Here is a 24,226-nt window from a genome sequence, read left to right as displayed (position 1 = left end):
GGCGCTCCGGTGGGGCCCGCCTCATCCCGCTCGGTAGAGCCCCGTGAGTAGTTCGGTCACCGCCGGCGCGGCGGGAGGCGGGTCGTCCCGCCACCAGGCGAGCCGGACCGCGATCGGCTCGGCGTCCCGCACCGGCCGGTACACGACCCCCGGCCGCGGGTACTGGTGCGCGGTCGACTCCGCGGTCATCCCCACACAGCGGCCCGTGGAGATCGCGGTCAGCCAGTCGTCGATGTCATGGGAGTCCCTGGTCTCCGGGCCGGCGTCCGGCGGCCACAGTTCCGTCGTGGTGGTCCCGGTCCGCCGGTCGACCAGCAGGACCCGTCCGGCGAGGTCGGCCAGCCGGACCGAACGGCGCCGGGCCAGTGGGTCGTCGGCGGCCATGGCGCACAGCCGCCGCTCCAGGCCGACGATGACCGAATCGAAGCGGCGCTCGTCCAACGGCCGCCGTACGACGCTCAGTTCGCAGGTGCCCTCGGCCAGCCCGGCGGTCGCGGAGTTGGCGCGGACCAGCTCCAGTTCCGTCGCGGGGCGGGCGGCGGCCCAGGCGCGCTGGAAGGCCAGCGTGTGGCGGCCGAGCGCCGACCAGGCATATCCGATCCGCAGGGAGGACTGGCCCGAGGCCGCCTCCCGGACCAGGCCCTCCACCTCGCCGAGCACCCGCCGGGCGTGCGCCACCACGCGCAGGCCCGTCGCCGTCGGGGTCACCTCCCTGGAGGTACGTCTCAACAGCCTTACCTCCAGGGCGCGTTCGAGCGATGCCAGGGTGCGCGACACCGCCGCCTGGGAGACACCGAGGGCGATGGCCGCGTCGGTGAAGCCGCCCTCGTCGACGATCGCGACGAGACAGCGCAACTGCCGCAGTTCCACATCCATGACCCAAGCGTATAGATGGATCGATCGATGCATTTTGCGTATGCCCGCGACCGGCGCAGCATCGGGACATGCACGCAGCCTCCGCGCCCTCGCCGACGTCCACACCTTCACCGACGTCCATGCGGCACGCACCCACGTCGCCGACGGCCCCGGAGCCTGGCCACGGGCGTCCGGCGGCTCTGCTCACGCTGCTCGGCAGCGGTCTGTCCAATCAGACGGGCGCGGCGATCGGCTCGCTGGCCTTCCCGGTCCTCGGCCCCCTCGGTGTCGTCGCGGTACGCCAGTACGTGGCCGCCCTCGCCCTGCTCGCGGTCGCCAGGCCCCCGCTGCGCTCGTTCACCAGGCACCAGTGGTGGCCGGTCCTGCTGCTGGCCCTGGTGTTCGGGACGATGAACCTGTCCCTCTACACCGCCATCGACCGCATCGGGCTCGGGCTCGCGGTGACCCTGGAGTTCCTGGGCCCGCTGGCCATCGCGCTGTCCGCCGCGCGCCGGCGGATCGACGCCTGCTGCGCCCTGGTCGCGGCGGCGGGCGTCGTCACCCTGATGCGCCCGCAGCCGTCGGCGGACTACCTCGGCATGGGCCTCGGTCTGCTCGCCGCGGTCTGCTGGGCCTCCTACATCCTGCTCAACCGCACGGTGGGCCGCCGGGTCCCCGGAGCGCAGGGCTCCGCAGCCGCGGCGGCCGTGTCCGCCCTGATGTTCCTGCCGGTCGGCGTCGTCCTCGCGCTCCGGAACCCGCCGACCCCCACGGCTCTGGGGTACGCCGTCGCGGCAGGCGTGCTCGCCTCCGCGGTGCCGTACCTGGCGGACATGTTCACCCTGCGCCGCGTCCCCGCCGCGGCCTTCGGCCTCTTCATGAGCGTCAACCCGGTACTGGCCGGGCTGGTCGGCTGGGTCGTCCTGGGCCAGAACCTGGGGTGGGTGGAGTGGGCCGCCGTCGGCGCGGTGGTCGCCGCCAACACGCTCAGCGTCCTCACGTCCGCCCCCAGGTCCCGGCGCTGAACCGCCCGCCGGTGGGCTACTCGGCGTAGAACGTCGCGTCCGCCCTGGCCGTCGTCGTGTCGGCGGGCTGTGTGACGAGCAGGTACGCGTAGTGCCTCAGGTAACTGCCCGCGAGGTTGTACGACTCGAAGGAGACGCCCGCGGCCGCGTCGGCCAGACCGGCCCGCCGGTAGAAGCTCGCGTCGGCCTTGAACGCCGTACTGCCGTCGCTCTTGTCCACCCACACCGCGCCGTCGCTGCGGTGGCGGAGGTAGTAACCGGGGAAGTTCGCCGATTCGAGGGAGACGGTTCCGGTACCGGCGAGACCGGTCACCACCCGGAACTGCGAGTCGGCGAGGTTGGTGACGTTCGGCTCGATCTTCGCCCGGTACTCCCAGTGCCGGATGAACCGGTCGGGGAAGTTGTACGAGGAGAAGCGGACCGGGGTGACACCGTCGGCCACCGGGATGCCGAAGTTGGGTGTGCCGTCGGCGTTCCAGTACAGCTTCTGGTAGCGGGTGCGCCGGTTGGGGTCGTTGAGCGGGTCGCCGCTGATGTCCTTGTAGTTGCGGTCGTGGTAGACGAGGACGTCGGACCTGCCGTCCTCGGACGTGGTGAAGGTGTTGTGGCCCGGCCCGTACTGGCCGGTGGCCGCGTTGCTGGTGAAGACCGGGTCGGGTGTCTTGGCCCAGGAGGCGGCGTTCATCAGGTCGGCGGAGGCGGAGGCGGTCAGCAGGCCGAGGCAGTAGTTGCTGTCGGTGGCGCTCGCGGAGAAGGTCATGAAGACCTTGCCGCCGCGCTGGATGACCGCCGGGCCCTCGTTGACGGTGTGGCCGACCTTCTCCCAGGCGTGGGTGGGCCGGGAGATCATGACCGGAGCGCCGCTGACGGTCCAGGGGTTGGACATCCTGGCCAGATAGATGTTGGTGCCGTCGCCGACCGCCGGGTCGTTCTGCGCCCAGCTCAGATAGCGGGTGCTGCCGACGGTGAAGGTCGTCGCGTCGAGCGAGAAGGTGTCCAGGGGAAGGGCGATGCGCCCCTTCTCGGTCCAGGTCCCGGTCAGCGGATTGGTGGCGCTGGTCTCCAGGACGTACGGCCGGATCTTCCAGATGTCGTTCGAGGCCCCGGCGGCGAAGTAGACGTACCACTTGCCGCCGATGTGGTGGATCTCCGGCGCCCAGATGTGGGCGCCCATCTCACCGCTGGCGTGCTTGGTCCAGATCGTCGTCTCGGCGGCCGTGGACAGACCCTGGAGGGTGGTGGCCCGCCGCATCACGATCCTGTCGTACGCGGGCACGGTCGCGGTGAAGTAGTAGTAGCCGTCGGTGTGTTTGTGGATGTGCGGATCGGCGCGCTGTTCGGCGACGGGGTTGGTGTAGGTGACGGCGGGCGAGGCGGGGGCGGCGGCCTCGGCGATACCGGAGGTCAGCGCGGTCAGGGTGACGAACAGGGCCATGGCCGCCCTTGCGATGGTGCGTCTCACGGTGTTCCTCCCGGGGGCACGCCACGGTCGGCGGCGGCTCTATGTTCGACATTTCGACCAGCGTGCGGAACTTCGACCAGAAGATAGACACGCCACTTACCCACGTCAACGGCCCTGACAGAACGGCTTCTCGCCCCCGCCGCCCTTACCCGTTCCCGTCCACACATGGGGGCTTCGCCCCCTCGCCGCGCTCGTCCTCAAACGCCGGACGGGCTAGGGATAGCCCCTCCGGCGTTTGAGGAGCGGGGGTTCGGGGGCAGCGCCCCCGAGACGTGGACGATGGGGGTCCCCCCGCTCGAGCGCAGCCGAGAGTGGGGGAGGGTAGGGGCGGCGGGGGCGAGAGAAGTCAGGTCTTACGACGGGACGTCATCGTTCGCTGGATCAGGATGAACGCGCACAGCAACACACCCGTCGCGATCTTCGTCCACCACGAACTCAGCGTGCCCTCGAACTGGATCAGGCTCTTGATCAGCCCGAGCACGAGGACACCGAACAACGTGCCCACCACATACCCGGACCCACCCGTCAGCAACGTCCCGCCGATCACGACCGCGGCGATCGCGTCCAGTTCGAGGCCCGTGGCGTGCAGCGGGTCACCGGACTGGATGTAGAGGGTGAACAGAAGACCCGCCAGCGCGGAGCAGAACCCGCTCATCGTGTACACCGCGATCTTCGTCCCGCCCTGCGGAAGCCCCATCAGCAGCGCCGACTGCTCGTTGCCACCGATGGCATACACCCGCCGCCCGAACCGCGTGTAGTGCAGCACGTAGAACGCCGCCGCCAGCACCACCAGCGAGACGATCGCCCCGATCGAGAGGAACCCGCCCCCCACGGACACCTGCGCCTGGGCCATGCTGCTCACCGAGGAGTCGCCGATCGAGATCGACTCCTTGCTGATGACCAGGCACAGGCCACGGAAGAGGAACAGACCGGCGAGCGTCACGATGAACGGCTGGATCTCGAAGTTCTGGATCACATAGCCCATGAGGTAGCCGCCGAAGGCGCCCACGGCCAGCGCCATGGGGATGACGAGCACGAGCGGCAGGCCCTGACGTTCCACCAGCCACGCCGTGAACATGGTGGTGAAGCCGATGACGGAGCCCACGGAGAGGTCGATGCCGCCGGAGAGGATGACGAAGGTGGCACCGACGGCCGCGACCAGTAGGTAACTGTTGTCGATGAACAGGTTCAGGAACACCTGCGTCTCGGCGAACCCGTAGTTCTGGTACCGGCTGAGGCCGATGGCGTACATCACGAGGAAGAGACCGGCCGTCACCAGGACGGGCAGACGGCGGTCGGCGAGGACACGTGCCGCCCTGCTCGGCGGGGAGCCGGCCGGCGCCTTGGGCTGCTGGGTGGTCGTGGTCATCACGACACCTCCATCTTGCGAACGGCCTCGGACGTCGGAGCGGTGTCCGCCGGTGTCGGGGCCTGCTGGGCGCCCCCCTTGCCGCCGAAGCGACCGCCGCCGAACACCTTGGCGCGGAACTTCGGGGACTGCATCAGGCAGACGATGATGACGACGGCGGCCTTGAAGACCAGGTTGGTCTGGGTGGGCACGCCGATGGTGTAGATCGTGGTGGTGAGGGTCTGGATGACGAGCGCGCCGACGACCGTGCCGCCGATGGAGAACCGGCCGCCCAGCAGCGACGTACCGCCGATGACGACCGCGAGGATCGCGTCCAGCTCGATCCACAGGCCCGCGTTGTTGCCGTCCGCCGCTGACGTGTTGGAGCTGATCATCAGGCCCGCGATCCCGGCGCACAGCGCGCAGAACACGTACACCATGATCTTGATGCGGCGGGAGCGGATGCCGACCAGGCGGCTGGCCTCGGCGTTGCCGCCGACCGACTCGACGAGCAGGCCCAGCGCCGTGCGGCGGGTCAGCGCCACGGTGACGGCGACCACGGCGGCCACCACGAAGATGGAGAAGGGCAGCGTCAGCCAGTAACCGCCGCCGATCAGCTTGTACGGCTCGCTGTTGACGGTGATGATCTGCCCGTCGGTGATCAGCTGGGCGACCCCGCGTCCGGCGACCATGATGATCAGCGTGGCGATGATCGGCTGAATGCCCATCCGGGCGACCAGGAAGCCGTTCCAGAGGCCGCAGACGACCGCGGCCGCCAGCCCGATGCCCATCGCGAGCAGCACTCCGGAGAGCGCGTCCTGATCGGCCTGGTCACTGATGTACGAACAGGTCAGGGCGCCGGTGATCGCGACGACCGCGCCGACGGAGAGGTCGATGCCCCCGGTGGCGATGACCAGGGTCATACCGACGGCGACCAGGATGAGGGGCGAGCCGAAGAGCACGATCGAGACGAGGCTGCCGTAGAGGTGGCCGTCCGTCATCTTGATCGAGAAGAAGTCGGGTGTGAAAGGGACGTTGACGAGCAGCAGGACGACCAGCACGGCGACCGGCCAGAACAGGTGGTGGCGTGTCAGCGCTCGCCATCGGGGAGTGGTGGTCACTGGTGCTCTCCGCTCGCGATGGTCTCCAGGATCCGGGTGGGGGTGATCTCGGGCCCGTTGGCCAGCTGGGCCACGAGCTTGCGGTCGCGCAGCACGCCGATGGTGTGGCTGAGCCGCAGGACCTCCTCCAGCTCGGCCGCGATGTACAGCACGGCCATGCCTTCCTCGGAGAGCGAGACCACCAGTTTCTGGATCTCGGCCTTCGCGCCGATGTCGATGCCGCGCGTCGGCTCGTCCAGGATCAGCAGCTTGGGCTGGGTGATCAGCCAGCGGGCGAGCAGCACCTTCTGCTGGTTGCCGCCGCTGAGCTGGCCGACCCTCGCCTCGGGGTTGGCCGGCCGGATGTCCAGGGCCTTGATGTACTTGGCGACGAGTTCGTCGCGCTGGGCGGCCGGGATGGGCCGGGTCCAGCCGCGCGCGGCCTGCAGCGCGAGGATGATGTTCTCCCGCACGGTCAGGTCCGGTACGAGGCCCTCGGTCTTGCGGTTCTCCGAGCAGAACGCGACACCCGCGGCGATCGCGTCGTTCGGGGCACTCATCGAGACGTGCTTGCCGCCGATGGTGACCTTGCCGCTGTCGGGCTGGTCGGCGCCGAAGAGCAGCCGGGCCAGTTCGGTACGGCCCGAGCCGAGCAGTCCGGCGAGTCCGATGACCTCGCCCTTCTTGATCTCCAGGTCGAAGGGGGCGATGCCGCCCGCCCTGCCGACACCGTCGGCCTTGAGCAGCGACTCCCCCACGTCCGCGTGGAGTTGGTGGTCGTGCAGCTCCTCCAGCTGGTCAAGGGCTTTGCCGATCATCAGCTGGACGAGGCCGACCTGGTCGAGGTCGCGGACCATGTGCTCGCCGACGAGCGCGCCGTTGCGCAGGACCGTCATCCGGTCGCAGACCTCGTAGATCTGGTCGAGGAAGTGCGAGACGAACAGGATCGCGACGCCCTCGCCCCTCAACCGCCGCATCAGGGCGAAGAGTTCGAGCACCTCGTCGCGGTCGAGGCTGGAGGTCGGCTCGTCGAGGATGAGCACCTTGGTGCCGGCCCCCTGGCCGTCGGCGTCCCCGGTGCCCACCGACCGTACGATCGCGACCAGTTGCTGCACGGCGAGCGGGTACGAGGACAGCGGGGCCTCGACGTCGATGTCGAGGCCGAGCCGGTCGACCAGCTCGGCGGCCTCGCGGCGCAGCCGCTTCCACTGGATGCGGCCGAAGCGGGTGGGTTCGCGGCCGATGAAGATGTTCTCCGCCACCGACAGGTTGGGGCAGAGGTTGACCTCCTGGTAGACCGTGCTGATACCGGCCTGCTGGGCCTGCGACGGGCTGTGGAAGCGTACGGACGTGCCGTTCAGGGTGACGGTGCCGCCGTCCAGGGAGTAGACCCCGGTCAGCACCTTGATGAGGGTGGACTTGCCGGCGCCGTTCTCGCCGAGCAGGGCGTGGATCTCGCCGGGGAAGAGCCGGAAGTCGACACCCGACAGAGCCCGTACCCCCGGAAACTCTTTGACTATGCCCGTCATCTCCAGGACGGGCAGCGGCTCTGCCATGGCAGCGCTCCTCATGGATATTCGTTCAGGCCCGGGTATTCGATGGGGCCCGGCGTTCGATCGGGCCCGGTATGCGTTCAGGCCCGCAGGGAGCCCCCTGGGCCGAGGCGGTCTCGGCCGGTCGGAGGCTCCCCGGCGGTGGGTGCGGTCGGTCAGTGGCAGGTACTGGTCACTACTCGCGGGTCAGTTCTTGCGAGTCAGTACTTGCGGGTCGGGAGCGCTTCCTTGGCCTGCTCCTGGAGGAAGTCGCCCTCCTTGGTCTTGATCCGGCGCTCCACCGTCTCGCCGTCGTTGACCTTCTTCACGAGGTCCATCAGCTGGGGGCCGAGCAGCGGGTTGCACTCGACGATGCCGTTGATCTTGCCCTCGGACATCGCGACGAAGCCGTCCTTCACGCCGTCGACCGAGACGATCAGGATGTCCTTGCCGGGCTTCTTGCCGGCCGCCTCGATGGACTGGATGGCGCCGAGGGCCATGTCGTCGTTGTGGGCGTAGAGCACGTTGATGTCCGGGTTGGACTGCAGGAAGGCCGCCATGACCTGCTTGCCGCCGGCCCGGGTGAAGTCGCCGGTCTGGCTGACGACGACCTTCCAGTCGTCCTTGTGCTCGGCGTCCATGATCTCTTTGAAGCCCTTGGCGCGCTCGATCGCGGGGGCGGCACCGGTCGTGCCCTCCAGCTGCGCGATCTTCACCGCACCCTTGTGACCGGCCTTCTCCAGGACCTTCTCCAGCATCTTGGCCGCGCGACGGCCCTCGTCGATGAAGTCGGAGCCGATGAAGGAAACGTACAGGGAGTCGTCGGAGGTCTCGATGGAGCGGTCGGTGAGGATGACCGGGATCTTCGCGGTCTTGGCCTCCTTGAGCACCGCGTCCCAGCCCGTGACGACCACCGGCGAGAAGGCTATGACGTTCACCTTCTGGGCGATGTAGCTGCGGATCGCCGAGATCTGGTTCTCCTGCTTCTGCTGGGCGTCGGAGAACTTGAGGTTGTAACCGGCCTCCTTGGCCGCCTCCTTGACGGACTTGGTGTTGGCGGTGCGCCAGCCGCTCTCGGAGCCGACCTGGGCGAAGCCGAGGGTGATCTTCTTTCCGCCACCGCTGCTGGAGTCGGAGCCCGAGGAGCCCTCGTCCTCCTTGGCACAGGCCGCCAGGCCGCCCGCGGCCGCCACGCCGACCGCCGCGGTGAGGAAGTTCCTTCTGCTGAGCATGTTCTTCTCCTTTGAAGAGCCGGCCGTGAAGGGCCTGCTGGTACTCGTGCCGCTCGTCGGGACAGGTCCCACGATGTCCAGCCTGTCGATCATTGTTCGAAATATCGGTCATACAGGGGCGTGTGGGAAATGGCCTTCGAGGTGGTGCGTCGAACAGGTAGGTCTGGTGACGGTCAGGTCTCGTGACGGGCCAAGCTGGTTGGTGACGGGCAGGACTTCAGACAGGTGGGGCGCCCTGGTCGGAGGTGTACGGGAACGTGCTGGCGCGGACGACCAGTTGGGGCTCGATGGCGATCCGCGGGACCCCGGACGGCTCCCTGCCCTCGATCAGGTCGAGGAGCAGGGCGATGCTCCGTTTGCCGACCGCCGCGAAGTCCTGCCGGACGGTGGTGAGCGGAGGCGCGAAGAACTCCGACTCCGGGATGTCGTCGAAGCCCGCCACCGCCACGTCCTGCGGAGTGCGTACCCCCGCCTCCCGCAGGGCGCGCAACACCCCCAGCGCCATCTGGTCGTTGGCGACGAAGACCGCGGTCAGCCCCCGGCCCAGCCAGCCGGCCAGTTCCTGGCCCGCCCGGTAGCCCGACAGCGGACTCCAGTCCCCGCGCAGGATCAACGGCGGTTCCACGCCCGCCGCTTCGAGGGTGGTACGCCAGCCCGCGGCCCGGTCGGCGGCCTCCTGCCAGTCCTCGGGTCCGGCGAGGTGCCAGACCGTACGGTGGCCGGCGGCCAGCAGGTGACGGGTGGCCAGCCGGGCACCCAGGTGCTGGTCCACGTTCACGCTGGGGATCCCCACCCCGGGCCCGCTGCCCACGGTCACCACCGGGAACGGGTGGCGGAGTCCGGCGAGGGCCTCGACCGCCGAGCGCTGCGGTGCGATGGCGACGACTCCCTCCACCCCGCCCTCGCTCAGGTGGTCCAGCGCCTCGGCCAGCTTCTCGACGGTCAGTTTGCGCAGACTGACCGTGGAGACGAGGTAGCCCTCGGCGCGTGCCGCCTCCTCAAGTGCGAAGAGGGTGCTGGCCGGACCGTAGAGCGTGGCGTCCGAGGCGACCACACCCAGGGTGCGGGTGCGGCGGGTGACCAGGGCCCGTGCGGAGGAGTTCCGGCGGTAGCCCATCTCCTCGATCGCGTGCAGCACCTTGGCCCGAGTCTCGTCCCGCACGTTGGGGTGGTCCCCCAGCACACGGGAAACGGTCTGATGGGACACGCCCGCCAGTCGCGCGACATCGGCCATGGTGGGCGGCCGAAGCTGGGATTGTGCCATGCCGCACCTCCTTGGCGGTCGTATACCGGGAATTCCCTGTGCCGGACCTGTGTCGGCCCCGGATGTCGGCTCCGGCTGTCGGCCGGTGATTGCGGAGGTCATTGTGAGCGCTAACAATTCACGCCGGTCAAGGGGGCCGACAGCAGGAGGCACGTCACGTTTGCGTAACGCGCCGGAAGCGCACGGTTGCGGACCGGTGTTGCGCGCCTCGCGTCCACGGCATGGGTTGGCCGTGCGTTCCGCATGGCTTCCACCCAGGTGCGGCAAAGGTATTGACGGGCTGCGGGCGCGGCCCTAGATTTCGGCACCGAAACCTCGAACCGCGAACGAAATACCGGACGTTGACCCGTCGGACGCCACGGAGGACCGACCGCCGACTCGACCTGCCGATCACCAACTCGCTTGCTTGGCACGGCGGTTAGTGTGCTCGGATGACCCGGATCAGTGTCGTCGACGACAGCACGGAATGGCAGGAGGACCTGCGACTGCGGCTACGCGCCTTCTACGCGAAGTCCGGGCTCGGCGCCGAAGCGGCGGAGCGCAGGCTCCAGGAGGTAGGTGCCGGCAGCGACGACTGGACCCTCGCCGAGATCACGGACGCCGGGACCCGCGTGGGACACGTGGCCGTGGTCGTGGCCGACGACAACGGCACGCAAGCGGGCCGCATCGTCGACCTCCGTGTCGAGGCGCGCCACGCCGGGCGGGGGCACGAGCGGGTGGCCCGGGACTGGGCCGAGAAGTGGTGCGCGGAGCGCGGTGCGACACGGCTGGACGTACGGCTCACCGAGTCCGCCGGCGAGCTGTTCGCCGACTACCGGGTCCGCGGTCAGCTCAGGGCCAAGCGCCTCGGCGCCCGGCCGATGACGCGGGCCGAGTACCCCGAGTGGCTCGACGCCGAGAAGGCCGCCTACGTCGGCGACATGGTCGGCGCGGCGCGACATCAGTTCCTTGGGCGACTGAACGGGTCGGCCGGATCAAGGCACCGGGCCTCGAACGCGAAGTAGGGGCCACCCGAAGGTGACCCCTACCTGCGACGTTTCCGTCGGGACGACAGGATTTGAACCTGCGACCCCTTGACCCCCAGTCAAGTGCGCTACCAAGCTGCGCCACGTCCCGATGCGTTTCGCCGCGGTGAACCGCGTGAAGACGCAGGTGAACCTTACCGCACACCGACCGGCCGTCGCCCGGGCCTCCCGGGCCGCTCGGCTCACCCGGACCGCCCGACACCCGGCCTGCCCGCCGCCCGAGCCGTCAGTCGACGAACAGGCCCCGTGCCGCGGCCCGCGCGTCGAAGTCCTCCAGGCGGCCTTGCGCGTCGGGCATGGCGTCGCACATCGCCTCCAGGAGGACCTGGCCGAGGAGCATGGGGGCGCTCACCGTGTCGAAGACCAGGCCGGTGCCCACGGCGGCCGGCAGCAGCAGGTCGCTGTGAGCGGCCACCGGGGCGAACGTGCCGTCGGCGATCGTCACCACGCTCAGCCCGGCGTCCCGGGCGTGGTCGAGCGCGGCCAGGAGCTCCACCGGGTGGCGCGGCAGCGCGAAGCACAGCAACGCGCTCGCCCCCGCGTGGCGGGCCGCGTCGATCCGGTCGGCGAGCAGCGAGCCGCCCTCGTCGAGCAGGCGCACATCGGGGTGCACCTTCGCGGCGAAGTAGGCGAAGCCGCGCGCCTGGGCGGCCGAGGCGCGCAGCCCGAGGACGGGCAGCGGCCGGGAGGCGGCGAGCAGCCGGCCCGCGTCCTCCACCGGCCCGGGGTCGGCCAGCAGGGACGCCAGCTGGAGCAGGTTGTCGACCTCGGCCCGTACCGCCTGCTGGTAGGGGTTGGCCGGCCGCGCGTCCACGGCCGGCCCGGCGGGTACGACGTCGCGCAGATGTCTGCGCAGCGCCGGATAGCCGTCGAAGCCGAGGGCGACCGCGAAACGGGTCACCGACGGCTGGCTCACCCCGGCCAGCTGGGCCAGCTCCACGCTCGACAGGAACGGCGCGGCGGCCGTCCGGCGGACCAGGCAGTGGGCGATACGCCGTTGGGTGGGCGTCAGCCGGCGTCCCTCGAAGAGCTGGTGCAGCCGGGTGGGCGCGGCCGCCCCGAAGGACGCGCCGTCACCGGCGCCCGCACCCGCGCCCGCGCCGGCTCCCTCCGTGTCGCTCACCCCTGCCCCCGTCCGGGTCAGCCCGCGAGACCGGCCGACGTCAGCCACTCCTCCGCGACGTCCGCGGAGTCCTCCTTGTCGTTGCTGATCTTCTTCATCATGTCCAGCAGGTCCTCGGTGGTGAGCTTGGCCGAGATGGCGTTGAGCGCCGACCGGGCCTTGTCGTTCACCGCGGACTTGTAGACGAGGGGCGTGACGTTCTGCGAGGAGAAGAGGTTCTTCGGGTCCTCCAGGACGACCAGCTTGTCCTCGACGATGGCGGGGTCGGTCGTGTACAGGTTGGCGGCCTGCACCTTGTCGTCCTTCAGCAGCTTCAGCAGGGTGCTCTGGGCGCCCGCGTCCAGCGGCTGGAACTTGCCGAACTCGACGCCGTACACGCTCTTGAGGCCGACCCCGCCCTGGGTGCGGGTCTTGAACTCGGAACCGGCGCCGATGGTCAGGTCCTTCGCGACCGGCTTGAGGTCGGCCAGCGTCTTGAGCTTGTACTTCTTCGCGGTCTCGGCGGTGACCGTGACCGAGTCCTTGTCCTCGGCCGCGGCGGAGTCGAGTATCTCGACCGACTTCGGGAGCTTCTCCTTCAGCTCGGCGTTGATCTCCTGCGTGTCGGTGGCGGTGCTCTTCTTGTCGACCGCCGTGGACAGCAGGGCGCCGTTGTACTCGGGGAAGACGGTGATGCCTCCCTTGACGACCTGGTCGTAGTAGACCTCGCGGGCGCCGATGTCGAACTTGCGGGTCACCTTCAGACCCTTGTCCTCCAGTGCCTGGGCGTAGATCTCGGCGAGCAGCTGGTTCTCGGGGAAGTTGGCCGAGCCGACGACGATGGCCTTGCCGTCCCCGCTGTCGCCGCTGCTGCCTGTCAGAGGATTGTCGTCGCTGTCGTCGCCGCCTCCGCAGGCGGTGAGGGTCAGCGAGAGCGCGGCGACGAGACTGAAGGCGGCGGTGCGGTACGTGGCTTTCATGGATGTTCCCTTTCTCAGGTACGGCTCAGGTCTCGGGTGGTGCTGGAGTGGTGCTCGGGTGGGGCTCCGGTGCGGCCTGCGCGCGGTTCGGTTGCGCGGTTCGGGTGCGCGGGAGGCCGGTGGTTCATGACTTGGCCACCACGGGCCGCAGCCCGGGCGAGACGACGGCGCGCCGCAGCGCGGTGAAGACGGCCTGGACGACGAGCGCCAGGGCCACGACGACGGCTGAGCCGCCGATGACCAGTTGGTAGTCGTTGCGGGAGAGCCCGTCGACGATGTAGCGGCCCAGACCGCCGAGCCCGGGGTACGCGGCCACGGTCGCCGTGGCCACCACCTGGATGGCGGCGACGCGCAGGCCGAGCAGGATCAGCGGCATCGCCATCGGCACCTCGACCTTCAGCAGGACCTCCCAGCCGGTCATGCCCATCCCCTTCGCGGCGTCCCGGGTGTCGGGGTCGACACCGCGGACGCCCTCGAAGGTGTTGATGAGGATCGGCGGGACGGCCAGTGCCACCAGGGCGACCAGCACGGGGGCGGTACTGAGGCCGGCGAGGGTCACCACGAGGACGACCAGGCCGAAGGTGGGGATGGCGCGGGCGAGGTTGGCGACGGTGGCGACGGCGAACGCCCCGCGGCCGGTATGACCGACCAGCAGCCCGAAGGCGAGGCCGATCAGCGTCGCGAAGAGCAGGGACAGACCGCTGTAGGTCAGGTGCTCCGCGAGGCGGTGCGGGATGCCGTCGTCGCCGTGCCACTGGGCGGACGACGTCAGCCACTCGCCGACGAGCTCTATCTGGTTCAGGAGATCGTTCACGCCTTCGCCCCCTTGCCGCGGGCCCACGGTGTGAGCAGCCGCTGCGCCAGGACGAGCAGTGCGTCGGTGACGAGGGCCAGCAGCATGATCAGTACGGTCGCGGTGATGATCGGGGTCGGGAAGTCGAGCTGGAGGCCCCGGGTGATGTAGTAGCCGAGGCCGCCCTGGCCGATCAGCTGTCCCACGGCGACGAGGCTGATGGACGAGACCGCGGCGACCCGTACACCGGCGACGACGACGGGTACGGCGATCGGCAGTTCGACCTGGAGGACCCGGCGGACCGTGCTGAATCCCATCGCGGTGGCGGCCTGCCGTACCGGATCGGGCACCGAGGCCAGTCCGTCCACGACGTTGGGTATGAGCACCGACAGCGTGTACAGGGTCAGCGGGATCATGACCGTGCGCTCGGTCAGTCCGGTGTACCGGACGAAGATCATGAAGAGGGCCAGCGACGGGATGGAGTACAGGACGTTGGCCGCGGTCAGGGTCGGCGGGTAGACCCACCGGTAGCGGTGGCAGAGCATGCCGAGCGGCACGGAGATGATCAGTCCGAACAGCACCGGCAGGAGGCCGAGGCGCAGATGGACCCCGGTGTAGTGGGCCAGCTCACCGACATGGTCGCCGATCCAGACCCACCGTATGAGCGGCTCCCCGTCCCTCATCGCTCCCCACCGCCCACGCCACCTTGCTCCGCCGGGCCACCTTCGCCGGCGTCACGCTTGGTGAGCTTCGCCGCGGGGCGGGCCGGGGCCGCTGGGTCGGCCGGGTCGGCCGGTGCGACTGCTTCGGCCGGTGCGGCCGATTCAGCCGCTTCGGCCGGTGCAGCCTGCCCGGCGGGTGCAGCGGGTGCAGCAGGTGCAGCCGCTTCGGGCGCCGCCTCCCCGTCGGCCGGGGCACCCGCCCCAGCAGCCGTGCCGTCTTGCACGCCGCCTGGCGTGGTGTCCGGCGCGCCGCTCGTCGGGACGCCCGTCCCATCGCCCGTCCCGGCACCCGCCGCGTCACCCGTCGTGGTGACGCCCGCCGAAGCCCCCGCTATCGCGGCGGACAACTCGTACGCGTCCGCCACGCCCGCGACCGCGCCCTGCGCGTCCACTCCCACCGCCAGGCGGGAGGGGGACAGGAGGGCCGCGTCGAGGGCTGCCCGGGCCGAGTCCCCGGCCAGGGCGAACGTGTGGCCGAGCGGGGCGAGCGTCGCGTCCGCCAGCGTGCCGCCGGGCGGGAGGTCGGCGACCGCGGCCCAGCCGAGGGGCCGCCGGGCGGCGTCGACGGCGAGTACCCACGGCTCACCCAGGGACCGGGCATCGGCGACGGGCGCGGTCACCGGCAGCACCGGGCCCTCGCGCAGCGGCAGACCGGACGCCTGGACGAAGGAGAGCCGGCGGATACCGCGGTCCTGTCCCACGAAGTCGGCCACGAAGTCGTCGGCGGGGTGCGCGAGCAGCCGCTCCGGGGTGTCGAACTGCGCGAGCTTGCCGCCCGTGCGGAACACCGCGATGTGGTCACCCAGCTTGATGGCCTCGTCGATGTCGTGGGTGACGAAGACGATCGTCTTGTGCAGCTCCTTCTGCAGCCGCAGGAACTCCGCCTGCAGCTCGCCGCGCACGATGGGGTCGACCGCGCTGAACGGCTCGTCCATGAGCAGTACGGGCGGGTCCGCGCCCAGCGCCCTGGCCACTCCGACGCGCTGCTGCTGCCCGCCGGAGAGCTGGTACGGGTAGCGCTTGGCCATCGTGGCCGGCAGCCCCACCAGTTCCAGCAGCTCGGCCGCGCGCGAGCGGGCCTTCTTCTTGCCCCAGCCGAGCAGCAGCGGCACGGTCGCGACGTTGTCCAGGATGGTCCGGTGCGGAAAGAGGCCGGCGTGCTGGATCACGTACCCGATGCCCCTGCGCAGTTCGGGTGCGGCCACCTCCCGGATGTCCTGGCCACGCAGGCTGACCGTGCCCGCCGACGGCTCCACCATGCGGTTGACCATCCGCAGCGTCGTGGTCTTGCCGCAGCCCGAGGGGCCGACCAGGACCGTGAGGCCGCCCTCGGCCAGCTCCAGGGACAGTGCGTCCACGGCTGTGGTGCCGTTGGGATAGTTTTTGCTCACCGCGTCGAATCTGATCAAAGCTGCCCCTTACCCGACTGCATATCGTCATGCAGAGTTGTTCGTGACTGAATTTCAGTCAATCCCCTTTTGTAAACGGGGCGTTACGTTCGTCCGAAGAAAGCGAGAGGACGCCCGGAATGACCGCTCTTGACCCCGTTTGGTTCACGTTCCTGAACGGTTCCGACATCGAACAGCTGGAACTGAGCGACACCGAAGTGCTCGATGCCGTCGAACAGGGACTGCTCGCCCAGGGTCACGGCGAGACGGTCATCGAACCACGGGTGCATCTCACGCCCGACCCCGCCTTCAACGGCCACTTCAACGTCCTGCGTGGTTACGTCGCCCCGCTCGGCCTGGCCGGAGTCAAGATCGTGGGCGACTACGTCGACAATTACAAATCCGGTCTGCCCTCCGAGATGGCCCTGCTGAACCTCTTCGACCCGCGTACGGGCATGCCGCTGGCCGTGCTGGACGCGACCGCGATCACCGAGATGCGCACCGGCGCGCTCACCGCGCTCGGGGCACGGCACCTGGCCCGGCCCGGCTCCAAGGTGCTCGGTCACATCGGCGCCCGCGCCACCTCGTACTGGAACGTCCGGCTGCTCGACCGGATCTTCGACCTCGACGAGATCCGCGTCCACTCGCGCCGCCCTGAGAGCCGTGAGGCCTTCGCGAAGCGGCTGGAGGACGACCTCGGCAAGCCCGTGATCGTCACCGACGACTGGAAGTCGTGCGTCGAGGGCGCGGACATCGTCGTGGAGGCGTCCCGGCTGGAGCGGCCCGAGCCGCTGCTGAGGACGGAGTGGATCGCGCCGGGCGCGCTCGTCGTCCCGTACGGAACGATGAGCGCGGTCGAGCTCTCGCTCACCGACATCATGGACAAGGTCGTCGTCGACGACTGGGGCCAGTGCCGCTCCGGGCCCTTCGGTGCTCTGCGCGCGCACGTCGAGTCGGGCCGGCTCAGCGAGGCGACCCTGCACGGCGAACTGTGCGAGATCGTGGCCGGTGACAAGCCCGGCCGGGAACGGGACGACGAGACGATCCTGTTCTGGCACCGCGGTCTGTCCCTGTCCGACATCGCCCTGGGCGCGGCCGTCCTCGCGAAGGCCGGGGAGCGCGGACTCGGGCAGAAGCTGCGGTTCTCATGACGGGCCCCTACCCCGCGGAGTCCGAAGCAGTGGTCGAAGTTGTGGTCGTCGACGGACGTTCCCTGTCCTGCGCGGACGTGGCCGCCGTCGCCCTGCGCGGTGCCCGGGTCGTCCTCGCGGACGAGGTGCTGCCCCGGCTGGCGTGCGAGCGCGCGGTGGTCGACGACGTGGTCGACCGCCAGGTGCCGACGTACGGACTGACGACGGGCCTCGGCAGCCGTTCGTCGTACGCCCTGCCGCGCGACGAACTCGCGCGGTTCAGCGTGCGTACGGTACGCGGCCGGGCCAACGCGGTCGGGGATCCGCTGCCTGCCTCCGTCGTACGAGCCGCCCTGATCGCCCGCGTCAACGGGCTGGCGGGCGGCGGCAGCGGAGTCAGCCCCGGGATCGTGCCGCTGCTCGTCGGCATGCTCAACGCGGGCGTCCATCCGCTGGTCCCCGAGACGGGGTCGATCGGCGCCTCGGACCTGTGCCAGCTGGCCCATGTCGGTCTCGTGGTCATCGGTGAGGGCCGCGCCGAACTCTCCGGCGAGGTGCTCGACGGGGCGGTGGCCCTGCGCCGGGCCGGCCTCGCCCCCGCCGAACTCGGCCCCAAGGACGGGCACGTGCTGTGCAGCGCGAGCCCGCTGGCCGCCGGGCACGGCGGTCTCGTCCTCCACGAGGCCGCCACCGTCCTGCTGCTGGCCCAGACGGTCACGGCGCTCACCTTCGAGGGCTTCCGGGCGAACACCAGCCCGCTGGACACCCGGGTGCTGGGACTGCGTGCCGCCCCCGGGCAGTCCCGGGCGGCGGCGCGGCTGCTCGCGCTCCTGGCCGGCGGCGACCTCACGGACCCGAAGCACGCCCGCCGGGTCCAGGACCCGATCAGCCTGCGCTGCGCGGCCCAGGTGCACGGAGCGCTGCACTCCGCGCTCGACTTCGCCGGCGCGGCACTGGATCCCGAGCTGAACGGCAGCGGCGACAACCCGGTGGTCCTGGCCGCCACCGACGACGTACCCGGTGAGATCCTCTCCTCCGGCAACTTCCACACCCCGGCCCTCGCCCTGGCCTTCGACACTCTCGCGCTGGCCCTGACGCAGACCGCGGCGATCTCCGCCGAACGCATGCGGCGGCTGCTCAACGCCGGGCTCAGCGGGCTGCCCGCCAACCTCTCGCCGCACGGCCCGGAGCGTTCCGGCTTCGCGCCGCTGGCGAAGACGGCACAGGCGCTGGTCGCCGAGATCCGCGTCCTGTCGGCGCCGGTGAGCACCGACCCGCGGCACGGCGCGGACGGTGTCGAGGACGACTCGACCAACGCGGCGCTGGGGGCGCGGCGGCTGTCGACGATGCTGGTAAGGCTGCGGCAGCTGCTCGCCGTGGAGGCCGTGGCCGCCGCGCAGGCGGTGGACCTGGCCGCGCCCGCCGCCCTCGGGCGGGGACCGGCCCTGCTCCACCGGGCGATCCGCGAGCTGGTCCCGCCCCTGGACGACGACCGGCCCTGCGGCGCGGACGTGGACCGGCTGAGCGACGACGTCCTGGGCTCGGACGAGGTACGCAGCGCCTTGCGCGCCCTGACGGAAGAAGCCTCGTGATCAACGTCGACGTGCACCAGCATCTGTGGACCGACTCGTTCGTCGCGGCGCTGCGGGCGCGCACCGAGCCGCCGTTCCTGGACGGCTGGACGCTGCACACCGCGGGTGAGCCGCCCTACGAGGTCTCCCCCGCCGACCACGACACAGCCCGTCGGGCGGAGCAGGCGGTCGCGGACGGCCTCGGCAGGGCGCTGATCTCGCTCTCCTCCCCGCTGGGCGTGGAGTGGCTGCCCTCCGCCGAGGCGCGGCCCCTGCTGGACGCGTACCACGAGGACGCCGCCGAGCTGCCCCGCCCGTTCGGCGCGTGGGCCGCGGCCGGTGTCCGGGACATCGACACCGAGGCGACGGCCGGATATCTGGACCTGGGCTTCGCCGGCCTCCAGCTCCCGGCGAACGCCCTGGCCGACGCGGCCGGTTACGCGCGCTGCGCCCCGCTGCTCGACCTGTTGCAGGACCGGAACCTGCCGCTGTTCGTCCACCCGGGCCCGGCGGCCGACGCGTCTTTGCGGCCGGACTGGTGGCCGGCGATGGTGCCGTACGTGCAGCAGATGCACGCGGCCTGGTTCGCGTTCCGGACGTTCGGCCGGCCACGCCACCCACAACTGCGGGTGTGCTTCGCGCTGCTGGCCGGCCTGGCACCCCTGCACGGCGAACGCTTCGCGGCCCGCGCCGGAACGGAGGCCCACAAGCAGACCGACCCGAACGCCTTCGTGGAAACCTCGTCGTACGGCCCGCGCGCGGTAGAGGCAATCACCCGCGCCCTGGGCACGCCCACGATCGTCCAGGGCTCGGACCGCCCGTACGCGGACCCCCCACAAACCCCGGGCTTCGGCCTGGGCGGCGCGGCGGCGTACGCCTTCCGCATAGCGAACCCTCGCCGCCTGCTCACGGGCAAAGCCTGAGGCCGCCAGGCGGCGCCCCGCAGGGGCGGCGTCACCTCGGCGGCGTAGGCGTGTCGTGTGTGCGGTACATCGCCTGGACGTCCAGTTCCAGTTGGACCGTCGGGCCGACCACCGCGATGCCTCTTGCCAGCATGGAGCGCCAGTTGAGGGTGTAGTCCTCGCGGTGCAACTCCGCCTTTGCCAGGGCCGCGCAGCGCAGTTCCTCTCCGTAGCCGCCGTTCACCGTGCCCAGGTATGTGGTGTCCAGGGCCACCGAGCGGCTCACCCCGTGCATCGTGAGGGAGCCGTGCACATTCCACTTGCTGCCGCCCCGGTAGGCGAACCGTGTGCTGTGGAAGTCGATGTGCGGGAAGCGTTCGACGTCCAGGAAGTCGCCGGACCGCAGGTGGTCGTCGCGTGTGCGGTTGCCGGTGGTGATGCTCGACGCGTCGATGCGGACGTGCAGCCGGGAATCGGCCATGTCCTCGGCGATCTGGATGCCCCCGTCGAACCGCTCGAAGCGGCCGTGCACATGGGCCATGCCGACATGCTTGGCGATGAACCGGATCGCCGTGTGGGGCGGGTCGAAGAGCCAGGTGCCCGGCGCCGGCAGCTCCAGGCGGCGGGCGGGCTGCAGGTAGATCTGCTCGGCGGAAGCGGGGGGACCCGCCGCCACGTCGACCGTCTCGCGGTGGGGGTGCAGACCCTCGGCCGCGATCATCAGGCTGTACTGGCCCGGCGGCAGCGCCGCGAAGAAGTAGCCGTACGGGTCGGTGGTGCCGCGGGCCACGACCCGGTGCGTGTCCAGCGCGGTGACCGTCACGTCGGCCGCGCCCATCGGCTGGCCCATGGGGTCGACGACCTCGCGGCCGAGGGCGCCCGCGCCGGGCGGGAGGGGAAGCGCGACGCCCGTCGCGCCGGCACCGGAGGCCCGCTCCCGCCGTCGGCGCCGAAGCAGTGCGAGGGCCATGGTGTTCACCTTTCATCGGGTTTCATCGGCTGCGTCGGAGCCCCGGCGAAACAGCACGCAGCTCATGTCGATCCTGGACCCGGACGCGCGAAGGCGGGTGTCTCACTTTGAGACACCCGCCCTCCCGGGGCGACGGCACCACCGCCCTGGTCAGTGCGTCCGGGCCCGTACCGTCACACGGTGACCCCGTCGATCTCGAAGGTCTGCACCGAGCCGGCGGCGAACGGCACGCTCAGGCTCCTGCCGTTCAGATAGGTGTCCGAGCGGGCGGTGTAGAGGTCCCCGCCGCCGGAGGTGAGCGTGCTCCAGCGCCGTACGAGTCCGCCCGTGCCGCCGGTGACGGCGGAGAAGCGGGACAGGTCGAAGGTGAGCGTCTGCGCGGCTCCGGAGTTGACCGCCACGACGACCAGGCGTCTCTGCGTCGCGTCGTGGGCGGCCACCGCGTAGCCGACCCCCGTGTCGAGGATGGTCATCCCGGGGCGGATGTGGCGGCTGAACTGGGCCATCACGTAGTACTTGGTCTGCACGGTGGTCGGCTGCAGCGTGCCGGCGTCGTACGCGATCATCGCCCAGCCGGTGGACGGGTCCATCACCTGCCAGTACACCCAGGCGGTCGGGTGCAGCCAGCGGAAGTCCAGGCAGAGATTGCTCGCCAGGGTGAGGCCGGTGCCGTCGCTGTCGCCGGTCTCGGAGTTCCAGAGCTTCTTGCCCGCCGTCGTCACGGCGTCCGTGTAGAGGAGGTCGCGGCGGCCCCCGGAGCCCTGGTAGCCGTGCACGTTGACCTGGCTGACCAGCGCTTTCGTCGAGGACCCGAAGGAGTTCCAGGTCGTACGGGCCAGGTCGTAGCTCGTCTCGTCGGACGCCGAGAGCCTGACACCGGACAGTCCGCGGGCGTCCAGCTCGCTGCGCACGTACGGGAGGACGGCCGCCTGGACGGTGGCGTCCATGTGGCAGCCCTCCTGTGTGCCCGTGGCGGTCCACCAGCTGGACGAGGGCTCGTTGAACGGGTCGACGGTCGCGAAGTTCACGCCCCAGTTGTTCCTCGCGTACAGGGCTACGGCGGCCAGGTGGGAGGCGTGCTGGCGGTGGTTCCAGGACTGGAGGTTGTTGCCGCCGCCGGACGCGCCGGAGGGGTTGTGGTTGAGGCACATCCACCACATGGGCGAGTTGGCGAACAGCTCGGAGACCGCGCCCCGTTGGGTGGCCTTGACGAGGGCGGCGCGCTGGTTGGCGTCGGCCGTCCAGTCCCAGGCGGAGGACGCGGGGTCCTCGTTGTTCCAGTCCTGCCAGTAGCCCTCGATCTGCTTGAACGCCGGGATGTTGGGCGAGGCGACCATGCTCTCGCCGCCCACGCTGTTCCAGCTGCACGCGCCGAGGTTGTAGCGGGCGATGTTCAGCCCGAGGCCCGGCAGGGTCCGGCCGCCGTACGCCACGGACTTGGTGGTGAAGAAGATGTCGGCGAAGTCGTCACGCGCGCCGAAGACGTTGGCCCACCAGGCGAGCGAGGTGCCCCAGCCCTCCCAACGCCCGTAGCTGGTGGCGGGGTTGACCGCGATGGTGGCGTCGGCGCGGGCGGTGCCTGTCGCCAGCGCACTGCCCAGCAGCGTGCCGCCCGCCGCCGCCAGCAGTGATCTGCGCTTGATCATGAGGTCTCCTGTCACGCTCATGCCACAACCTGGTTGAAGAATGGGGTGGCGGCAGAGGGTTGTCGAGACACATGACAGCGCTTTCTCTTTCGATAGCTTGCGAAGTCTCAGGCGGCTTGCGGAACGCACGCGTCCCACGGTTCACAGGCCGGCGGGCCGCCGTACGTAGCCGTCGGCGAGCCGCTCACGTCGCCGTACGTCAGGGCGTGGACCAGGACGCGGCCACGCGCGGGGCCCGCCCCTCGTACGCCGCCTCCAGCACCGTCAACGCGCCCTCCGTCGTGACCGGGCGCGGGTTGGCGTACGCCTGCTGCGCGACCAGTTCGGCCGCCACCGGCAGGTCGGCCTCGGTGAGGCCGAGCCCGGCGAGGGAGCGGGGTGCGCCGAGGTCTCCCGCGAGGGTCCACAGGGCGTGCGGCGCGTCGTCGGTGTCGAGGGCGCGGTCGAGCGCGCCGATCGCGCCGGGCACGGCGGGCGCGTTGAAGGCGAGGGCGTACGGGAGGACCACCGTGTGCGTCTCGGCGTGCGGGAGGCCGAACGTCCCTCCCAGCACATGGCAGAGCTTGTGGTGCAGGCCCATGGTGGTCGCCCCCAGACAGGACCCGCAGAGCCAGGCCCCGTAGAGGGCGCGCCCGCGGGCCTGCGGGTCCGACGGCTCGGCGGCGATCCGCGGGAGCGCCGAGGTCATCGCCCGTACGCCCTCCTCGGCCAGCAGGGCGATCAGGGGCGAGGTGTCGGGGGCGTACAGCGCCTCCACGGCGTGCGCGACGGCGTTGACGCCGCTGGTGACGGAGAGCGGTACGGGCAGGGAGAGCGTGAGTTCGGGGTCGTACACCACGCTGCGCGGGAGGACCGACGGGTCGCGGCCGGTGCGTTTGGCGCCGTGCTCGGTCAGGCCCCAGACGGGGGTCATCTCGGAGCCGGAGTAGGTCGAGGGGACCGCGATCAGCGGGAGGCCGGTGCGCAGCGCGATCGCCTTGCCGAGGCCGATCGCCGAACCGCCGCCGACCGCGACACAGCCGTCGGCGCCGGCCTCGCGCGCCACCTCGACGGCCCGGTCCGCGACCTCGGCCGGGACGTGCATACGGGCCTCGGTGTGCAGGCCCGCGCAGAGGTCGCCCAGGGAGTCGGCGACCGCCTTCGCGGTGTCCGCGCCGCGTGCCCCGGAGAGCACCAGCACCCGTCGCAGCCCGAGCCGTTCGGCCTCGCCGACCGTCGCGGTCACCGAGGCGCCGGGGCGGAAGACGACCCGCGTCGGCTGTGCCTCGTACGAGAAGTTCACGAGGTCCGCCCGGGCGCCAGTACGAGGTCGAAGCGCGCGTGCCTGAAGGGGTTCGGGATGCCGAACTCCCTTGCCAGGGACGGGTCGTCGGTCTCCGCGAAGTCCTGGACCAGGCTGTGCTTCACCGCGAAGACCGCGTCCGAGTCGAGGTAGTCGCTGCCCGCCACGAAGATGTGCGTGGTGACCGGGGTGTGCCCCTCGGCGGTGGCGATGAAGTGGATGTGCGCCGGTCGGTAGGGGTGGCGTCCGGTGGCGCGGAGCAGGTCGCCGACCGGGCCGTCGGTGGGGATGGGGTACGGGCTCGGTACGCAGGTACGGAACCAGAAGCGGCCCGCCGCGTCGGTGGTGAAGAGGCCCCGGCCGTTGCCCGCGGGCTGGACGTCGGGCTGCTGCACGTCGTAGAAGCCGTCGGCGTCGGCCTGCCACACGTCGAGGGCCGCTCCGGGCAGCGGGGTGCCGTCCTCGGACAGCACCCGGCCGCTGACCACGCACGGCTCGCCGCTGCCCACCAGGTCGATGTCGGCGCCGAGTTCACGGACCGGGGACTCGGTGAGATGGAAGGGTCCGAGGACGGTGGACTCCGTGGCGCCGGGGGCGCGGTCGGCGTTCAGGGTCTCCACCAGCATCGACAGTCCGAGCACGTCGGAGAGGAGGATGAACTCCTGGCGGGTGTCGGTACATGTCTGTCCGGTCGCCGTCAGGAATCCGATGGCCCGCTCCCACTCGGCCTGGGTGAGCCGGGTCTCGCGGGCGAAGTCGTGCACATGCCGGATGAGCGCGCTCAGCAGTTCGCGCAACCGCGGATCGGTGTCCGCTCCGAGGCTGCCGACCGCCTCGTCGGTGACCGTGTCCCGACCGGCATCCACACTCATGACGACTCCCGCCTCGCGCCTCGCG

Annotated in this window: 20 protein-coding genes, 1 tRNA gene and 1 pseudogene; 5 read left to right on the top strand and 17 right to left on the bottom strand. The window is 70.7% G+C overall.

From position 1 onward, the window contains the following. Positions 1-21: 21 nt before the first annotated feature. Positions 22-876, bottom strand: a complete 855-nt coding sequence (locus IE278_RS25975; protein ID WP_189775675.1) for a LysR family transcriptional regulator — start codon at positions 874-876, stop codon at positions 22-24. Between the two features lie 119 nt (positions 877-995). On the opposite strand from IE278_RS25975, the gene IE278_RS25970 reads away from it, so the two are divergent. Beyond that, on the top strand, positions 996-1,880 hold the full coding sequence (locus IE278_RS25970) for an EamA family transporter (protein WP_189775713.1): 885 nt from the start codon (positions 996-998) through the stop codon (positions 1,878-1,880). A 16-nt stretch (positions 1,881-1,896) separates the two neighbouring features. Here IE278_RS25970 and IE278_RS25965 read toward each other — a convergent pair whose 3' ends face one another. From IE278_RS25965 to IE278_RS25940, 6 genes are all read right to left on the bottom strand, one after another. Next, complete coding sequence (locus tag IE278_RS25965) at positions 1,897-3,315, bottom strand: family 43 glycosylhydrolase (RefSeq protein ID WP_189775712.1); 1,419 nt, start codon at positions 3,313-3,315, stop codon at positions 1,897-1,899. 373 nt (positions 3,316-3,688) lie between these two features. Beyond that, positions 3,689-4,711, bottom strand: a complete 1,023-nt coding sequence (gene yjfF, locus IE278_RS25960) for a galactofuranose ABC transporter, permease protein YjfF (protein WP_189775674.1) — start codon at positions 4,709-4,711, stop codon at positions 3,689-3,691. Then, complete coding sequence (locus tag IE278_RS25955) at positions 4,711-5,811, bottom strand: ABC transporter permease (RefSeq protein ID WP_189775673.1); 1,101 nt, start codon at positions 5,809-5,811, stop codon at positions 4,711-4,713. The genes yjfF and IE278_RS25955 overlap by 1 nt, the downstream gene beginning before the upstream one ends. After that, positions 5,808-7,346 carry a sugar ABC transporter ATP-binding protein gene (locus IE278_RS25950; RefSeq protein ID WP_189775672.1) on the bottom strand — a complete coding sequence of 513 codons (1,539 nt, stop codon included), beginning with the start codon at positions 7,344-7,346 and terminating at the stop codon, positions 5,808-5,810. Before IE278_RS25950 ends, IE278_RS25955 begins: the two co-directional genes overlap by 4 nt. 197 nt (positions 7,347-7,543) lie before the next feature. After that, positions 7,544-8,554: an ABC transporter substrate-binding protein gene (locus tag IE278_RS25945; protein WP_189775671.1), complete on the bottom strand. Its 1,011-nt coding sequence runs from the start codon at positions 8,552-8,554 to the stop codon at positions 7,544-7,546. A 217-nt stretch (positions 8,555-8,771) separates the two neighbouring features. Then, the gene (locus IE278_RS25940) at positions 8,772-9,818 is read right to left on the bottom strand and encodes a LacI family DNA-binding transcriptional regulator (protein WP_189775670.1); all 1,047 of its coding nucleotides are present in this window, start codon (positions 9,816-9,818) and stop codon (positions 8,772-8,774) included. Positions 9,819-10,249: 431 nt separating this feature from the next. Here IE278_RS25940 and IE278_RS25935 point away from each other — a divergent pair, with 431 nt between their 5' ends. Continuing rightward, complete coding sequence (locus tag IE278_RS25935) at positions 10,250-10,822, top strand: hypothetical protein (protein WP_189775669.1); 573 nt, start codon at positions 10,250-10,252, stop codon at positions 10,820-10,822. Positions 10,823-10,860: 38 nt separating this feature from the next. Here IE278_RS25935 and IE278_RS25930 read toward each other — a convergent pair. The 6 genes and pseudogenes from IE278_RS25930 to IE278_RS25905 form a co-directional block, all read right to left on the bottom strand. Beyond that, a tRNA-Pro gene (locus IE278_RS25930) sits at positions 10,861-10,934 on the bottom strand. A 135-nt stretch (positions 10,935-11,069) separates the two neighbouring features. Next, positions 11,070-11,966, bottom strand: coding sequence for a MurR/RpiR family transcriptional regulator (locus tag IE278_RS25925; protein WP_189775668.1), 897 nt, complete (start codon positions 11,964-11,966; stop codon positions 11,070-11,072). 17 nt (positions 11,967-11,983) lie between these two features. Beyond that, positions 11,984-12,925 (bottom strand): ABC transporter substrate-binding protein, encoded by a 942-nt coding sequence (locus IE278_RS25920; RefSeq protein WP_189775667.1) that lies wholly within the window; start codon positions 12,923-12,925, stop codon positions 11,984-11,986. Between the two features lie 124 nt (positions 12,926-13,049). Continuing rightward, entirely contained in the window at positions 13,050-13,739 is a 690-nt protein-coding gene (locus IE278_RS25915) for an ABC transporter permease (RefSeq protein ID WP_189775666.1), read from the bottom strand. Beyond that, a complete protein-coding gene (locus IE278_RS25910) occupies positions 13,736-14,401 on the bottom strand; it encodes an ABC transporter permease (protein WP_189775665.1) in 666 nt (221 codons plus the stop codon). Before IE278_RS25910 ends, IE278_RS25915 begins: the two co-directional genes overlap by 4 nt. A gap of 308 nt (positions 14,402-14,709) precedes the next feature. After that, positions 14,710-15,849: pseudogene (locus tag IE278_RS25905) on the bottom strand (ABC transporter ATP-binding protein); the annotation flags it as partial. A 119-nt stretch (positions 15,850-15,968) separates the two neighbouring features. On the opposite strand from IE278_RS25905, the gene IE278_RS25900 reads away from it, so the two are divergent. Genes IE278_RS25900 through IE278_RS25890 form a run of 3 tightly spaced genes read left to right on the top strand, consistent with a single transcriptional unit; the run spans position 15,969 to position 19,452 of the window. Then, on the top strand, positions 15,969-16,979 hold the full coding sequence (locus tag IE278_RS25900; RefSeq protein WP_189775663.1) for an ornithine cyclodeaminase family protein: 1,011 nt from the start codon (positions 15,969-15,971) through the stop codon (positions 16,977-16,979). Next, positions 16,976-18,550 (top strand): HAL/PAL/TAL family ammonia-lyase, encoded by a 1,575-nt coding sequence (locus IE278_RS25895; RefSeq protein WP_189775662.1) that lies wholly within the window; start codon positions 16,976-16,978, stop codon positions 18,548-18,550. Before IE278_RS25900 ends, IE278_RS25895 begins: the two co-directional genes overlap by 4 nt. After that, on the top strand, positions 18,547-19,452 hold the full coding sequence (locus IE278_RS25890) for an amidohydrolase family protein (RefSeq protein WP_189775661.1): 906 nt from the start codon (positions 18,547-18,549) through the stop codon (positions 19,450-19,452). Before IE278_RS25895 ends, IE278_RS25890 begins: the two co-directional genes overlap by 4 nt. A 31-nt stretch (positions 19,453-19,483) precedes the next feature. Here IE278_RS25890 and IE278_RS25885 read toward each other — a convergent pair whose 3' ends face one another. From IE278_RS25885 to IE278_RS25870, 4 genes are all read right to left on the bottom strand, one after another. Then, on the bottom strand, positions 19,484-20,401 hold the full coding sequence (locus IE278_RS25885) for a YceI family protein (RefSeq protein ID WP_189775660.1): 918 nt from the start codon (positions 20,399-20,401) through the stop codon (positions 19,484-19,486). Between the two features lie 173 nt (positions 20,402-20,574). Beyond that, complete coding sequence (locus IE278_RS25880) at positions 20,575-22,047, bottom strand: glycoside hydrolase (protein ID WP_189775711.1); 1,473 nt, start codon at positions 22,045-22,047, stop codon at positions 20,575-20,577. Between the two features lie 199 nt (positions 22,048-22,246). Next, positions 22,247-23,329, bottom strand: coding sequence for a maleylacetate reductase (locus IE278_RS25875; protein ID WP_189775659.1), 1,083 nt, complete (start codon positions 23,327-23,329; stop codon positions 22,247-22,249). Continuing rightward, positions 23,326-24,201, bottom strand: a complete 876-nt coding sequence (locus tag IE278_RS25870; RefSeq protein ID WP_189775658.1) for an intradiol ring-cleavage dioxygenase — start codon at positions 24,199-24,201, stop codon at positions 23,326-23,328. Before IE278_RS25870 ends, IE278_RS25875 begins: the two co-directional genes overlap by 4 nt. Positions 24,202-24,226 lie beyond the last annotated feature (25 nt).

This window comes from Streptomyces tauricus, assembly GCF_014650955.1.
Taxonomy (GTDB): domain Bacteria; phylum Actinomycetota; class Actinomycetes; order Streptomycetales; family Streptomycetaceae; genus Streptomyces; species Streptomyces tauricus.
The sequence above is the reverse complement of the archived record's forward strand: the minus strand, read 5'-3'. Positions and strand labels throughout refer to the sequence as shown.

What these genes read in the sequence shown, in the direction of transcription:
- IE278_RS25975 (WP_189775675.1), bottom strand. Translation starts at nt 876, where the DNA reads ATGGATGTGGAACTGCGGCAGTTGCGCTGTCTCGTCGCGATCGTCGAC.
- IE278_RS25970 (WP_189775713.1), top strand. Translation starts at nt 996, where the DNA reads ATGCGGCACGCACCCACGTCGCCGACGGCCCCGGAGCCTGGCCACGGG.
- IE278_RS25965 (WP_189775712.1), bottom strand. Translation starts at nt 3,315, where the DNA reads ATGGCCCTGTTCGTCACCCTGACCGCGCTGACCTCCGGTATCGCCGAG.
- yjfF (WP_189775674.1), bottom strand. Translation starts at nt 4,711, where the DNA reads ATGACCACGACCACCCAGCAGCCCAAGGCGCCGGCCGGCTCCCCGCCG.
- IE278_RS25950 (WP_189775672.1), bottom strand. Translation starts at nt 7,346, where the DNA reads ATGGCAGAGCCGCTGCCCGTCCTGGAGATGACGGGCATAGTCAAAGAG.
- IE278_RS25945 (WP_189775671.1), bottom strand. Translation starts at nt 8,554, where the DNA reads ATGCTCAGCAGAAGGAACTTCCTCACCGCGGCGGTCGGCGTGGCGGCC.
- IE278_RS25940 (WP_189775670.1), bottom strand. Translation starts at nt 9,818, where the DNA reads ATGGCACAATCCCAGCTTCGGCCGCCCACCATGGCCGATGTCGCGCGA.
- IE278_RS25935 (WP_189775669.1), top strand. Translation starts at nt 10,250, where the DNA reads ATGACCCGGATCAGTGTCGTCGACGACAGCACGGAATGGCAGGAGGAC.
- IE278_RS25920 (WP_189775667.1), bottom strand. Translation starts at nt 12,925, where the DNA reads ATGAAAGCCACGTACCGCACCGCCGCCTTCAGTCTCGTCGCCGCGCTC.
- IE278_RS25910 (WP_189775665.1), bottom strand. Translation starts at nt 14,401, where the DNA reads ATGAGGGACGGGGAGCCGCTCATACGGTGGGTCTGGATCGGCGACCAT.
- IE278_RS25900 (WP_189775663.1), top strand. Translation starts at nt 15,969, where the DNA reads ATGACCGCTCTTGACCCCGTTTGGTTCACGTTCCTGAACGGTTCCGAC.
- IE278_RS25895 (WP_189775662.1), top strand. Translation starts at nt 16,976, where the DNA reads ATGACGGGCCCCTACCCCGCGGAGTCCGAAGCAGTGGTCGAAGTTGTG.
- IE278_RS25885 (WP_189775660.1), bottom strand. Translation starts at nt 20,401, where the DNA reads ATGGCCCTCGCACTGCTTCGGCGCCGACGGCGGGAGCGGGCCTCCGGT.
- IE278_RS25880 (WP_189775711.1), bottom strand. Translation starts at nt 22,047, where the DNA reads ATGATCAAGCGCAGATCACTGCTGGCGGCGGCGGGCGGCACGCTGCTG.
- IE278_RS25870 (WP_189775658.1), bottom strand. Translation starts at nt 24,201, where the DNA reads ATGAGTGTGGATGCCGGTCGGGACACGGTCACCGACGAGGCGGTCGGC.